The organism is Rheinheimera sp. (assembly GCF_036568245.1).
Taxonomy (GTDB): Bacteria; Pseudomonadota; Gammaproteobacteria; order Enterobacterales; family Alteromonadaceae; genus Alishewanella.
The window spans coordinates 1-3,559 of the sequence record NZ_DATCSY010000341.1 but is presented as its reverse complement, the minus strand read 5'-3'; the positions used below and the strand labels follow the sequence as shown (position 1 = coordinate 3,559).

General features: G+C 51.7%; 3 protein-coding genes. 1 reads left to right on the top strand and 2 read right to left on the bottom strand.

Going from position 1 to position 3,559, the window contains the following annotated elements:
• A partial coding sequence (locus VIN66_RS15205; protein ID WP_331924768.1) for a hypothetical protein occupies positions 1-722 on the bottom strand: 722 nt, incomplete at its 3' end.
• A 470-nt stretch (positions 723-1,192) separates the two neighbouring features.
• Between VIN66_RS15205 and VIN66_RS15200 the strand changes: the two genes are divergently transcribed.
• Positions 1,193-3,211: a fused MFS/spermidine synthase gene (locus tag VIN66_RS15200; RefSeq protein WP_331924767.1), complete on the top strand. Its 2,019-nt coding sequence runs from the start codon at positions 1,193-1,195 to the stop codon at positions 3,209-3,211.
• Positions 3,212-3,244: 33 nt separating this feature from the next.
• Here VIN66_RS15200 and VIN66_RS15195 read toward each other — a convergent pair whose 3' ends face one another.
• A complete protein-coding gene (locus tag VIN66_RS15195; RefSeq protein WP_331924766.1) occupies positions 3,245-3,445 on the bottom strand; it encodes a hypothetical protein in 201 nt (66 codons plus the stop codon).
• Positions 3,446-3,559 lie beyond the last annotated feature (114 nt).

The following is a 3,559-nucleotide window of genomic DNA, read 5'->3' as shown; positions in this document are numbered from 1 at the left end:
TGATCAGAGCGCTGTAAACGTTGCCACCACGACATACTGCTGTCACCAGTACCAGCGCCAGCGCCAGCACCGACACTGGCTGCAGCGGCGGCGCTGGCAGCCGGGCCTGCCTGCAACTGTTTAACGGCCTGCTTGTACAACGTTACTTTACTGTCATCGGCAATATTGCTGGCATCAAGCAGCGCCTGCAGAATGTCTTTTTGCTCGGCCTGTGTCAGCGCTGCAGCATGCAGTTGTGGCAGCAGTAATGTCAGTTGCTCTTCTGCACAAATGATATCGCAGCTGTCCTGCGACATTTTCAGTGCATTGGCCGCAAACAGCGCGCTGGTGGTAAACTGTTTCACATTATCGTTGGCTGGCAGTGACGGCAGCCAGTTATTGCTGATAAACATCAGCAGGCCGGCAGCCAACAGCAGTGCCATCTGGCCCGTTTTCGCTACTCTCCAGCGCGCCCAGGCGATATACGCCAGCATAGGCAGCACAAAGATCAGGCTGCCGGATGTCAGAGCTGCAATAAAAAAACCATCTATCGCCATGGCAACACCCCGGCGCGCTGGTTTTGCCAATGGCTTGCCGATCAGTTCCGGCGCTACCGCAAACACATGAGGGGTAACAACAGCGCGCACCTGATGCTCATCCAACTGATGACCGCTGCTATCGACAAAAGTATCCGGCGATACTTCGGTAATGCCTGGGTTGTTTTCAGGTTGCTGGGTGCTCATAGTATGCTTACTCTAACCGGCTGAATTGAAATTACTTTAACTATACGGTTAGTGCAAAGCAATGTGAAATACTGTCTGGCTGAATTGAGGTGGAGACAGCAGGAGATAAGCCATTAAACCGACAACTAAGAAAAAGAAAAGCGCAGGCTTTTACTGGCTGCTTACGTTATTTACTGGTATTGCATGGCTGGGCTGTGCTGCAGTTTTTGCTGATCTTTGCCTGAGTTTTGGTGGTGGCAATAACATTGGTTGTGTCAGCCATTTTAACTACCCTGATCTGATCACAGGCATAGCCATTGCCGGCGTGGTGCTGCTTATTCCAGTCTTCTGCATTATCGGCGTAATGGCGCTACTGGTCACGTTTCTCAGGTCACACTAAATTGCATTTATTCTAAGGGCTAACAGCCGGACACTTGCTCTGTGCAGGGGCTTTGGGTAGGCTTGTCGCTTTTTAGCCTGGGAGACACAGCGTGCTGTTTGGGTTAAGTGTATTTTTAAGCGCGGCGCTGGTGTTTTTAATTCAGCCGCTACTGGCAAAACAATTGCTGCCGTACTTTGGCGGCGGGGCAGCAGTATGGACCGCCTGCATGCTGTTTTTCCAGACCTTGCTACTGGGCGGTTATAGTTATGCTCATTTGCTTGGCCGTTATCTGGCACCTTTGCAGCAACGCAAAGTACACGGCCTGTTGCTTGTTGTGGCGCTGGCCGTCAGCGCGGGTAATCTGACATTACCCGCAGCAACCGGCAGCGATGCACCACTTGGCGCCATCATACTGTATTTGTTACAGATTGTTGGTTTGCCTTATCTGCTGCTCTCTGCCACCGGCCCGCTGGTTCAGCACTGGTTTGCCCATTTGCAGACAAAACACTCACCTTATCGCTTGTATGCCCTTTCTAATATAGGTTCGGTCGGAGGCTTGCTGTGTTACCCCTTCTTGCTGGAACCATTGTTAACGCTTGATAACCAATGGCAGCTCTGGCTTAGCGGCTTAACCGGCTTTGTGCTTTGTATGCTGCTGCTGATGTGGCGCGTATTGCCGGCACTATCCGATACTCTGCGTACCCAGCCGCTACAGCTTAAGCAACATGCAGCGCTGCGCTGGCTGGCGTTGTCGGCATGCGGCGTGATCCTGTTGCTAACCGTAACGCAGCAGCTGACACAAAACATCACGCCGGTACCGTTTTTATGGGTGATACCACTGCTGCTGTATCTGCTGAGCTTTATTCTGGTGTTTGCTTCAGCCCGGTGGTATCAGCGCTCTGTCTGGCTATATGTGTTTTGCCTGAATCTGCTGATCGCGCTGGCACTGTTTTATTTAGGAAGGCAGTTTGATGTGGCGTCACAGCTGCTGTTTTATCTGATCATTTTGTTTAGCGGCTGTATGCTGTGCCACGGTGAACTGGCGCGCAGCAAGCCTGAACCTGCAGCGCTGACGGCGTTTTATTTCTGGCTGGCGCTGGGTGGTGCAGCCGGCTCGTTACTGATGAACCTGGTATTGCCGCTGCTGTTTGTGCGTCAGTACGAGTTTTTGCTGGTACTGTTGGCCATTTACCTGCTGGTACTACTGCCGATAGTTGCAGCCAAGCCCATGCAGCGTTTGGGCGTTTGGCTGGCGGCTGCCATGCTGAGTGTGCTGGTGGTAGCGCTTGAGTATCACAGTGTGCAGCAGACCGTGTTCAGCGGGCGGAATTTTTACGGCAGTGTGCAGGTGCGCGATGTGACGCTGGATGGCCAGGTGCAGCGTCAGTTGATTGATGGTACCACCAGCCACGGCAGTCAGTTCACAGCGCCACCGTTATCTGCTAAAGCACAAAGTTACTATCGCGAGGGCAGTGGTGCGGCACTGGCCATTACGCAATTTTTGCCGGCATCGCCTGCGCGCAATGCCGCCCAATTGCAGCAACGCCATGTTGGCTTAATTGGTCTTGGCGCTGGCGCACTGGCTGCCTATGGCCGGGATGGCGATCAGTTCAGTTTTTATGAAATTAACCCACTGGTGATAGATGCCGCACAGCAGCATTTCACCTACCTGGCTGACAGTGGCGCTAAGATAACCCTGCACAGTGGTGATGGCCGCTTACTGCTGGCGCAGCAGTTGCAAACCGCGAAGCAGCAATTTGATGTTCTGGTGCTTGATGCTTTTTCCAGCGACAGCATTCCGCAGCATTTATTAACGGCGCAAGCGATGCAACTGTACTGGCAGCACCTGCAACCCGATGGCGTGTTAGCGGTACATGTGTCAAACAACTATCTGGATTTAACCGCATTGTTGCGTAACCATGCCGCGGCGATACAAAAACAGGCGTATTTTCTGGCGCTGCCGGCACAGGGTTATCAGCCGACGACTGAATGGGTGCTGATTAGCGCCAATAAGCGCTTTGCTGAGCAGACGTTGATCCGTCAGGCGACACGGCCCTGGCCAACGGCAGACAATCCGGCACTAATGTGGACAGACAGTTACAGTAATCTGCTACAGCTGCTGAAGTAAGCTGTTTTCAATGATATTGCGTCAGGCAAAATATCACGCCTGCAGTGCGGCTAATTTTTCTTTCAGCGCCGCATTGCGGCTTTTTTCTTTTTCCAGCATTTGCTTTAACTGGTTAATTTTGGCAAACGCATCATCATCCTGCACGGCTTTTAGCTGGTAGTCCTGGCTATCTGCAGTGCGGACTTTTTTGGCTCTGGCATTACAGGTTGGGCAAATATGAATATCAGACATCATTAACTCCTGACTGGTTTTTATTAAGTTGGTTGATATAATCAACTTTATTATTGGCTTTATGGTTGATTATGTCAACCATATTGAAAGTGTTCAGGGCAAGGTAATGGACAAACA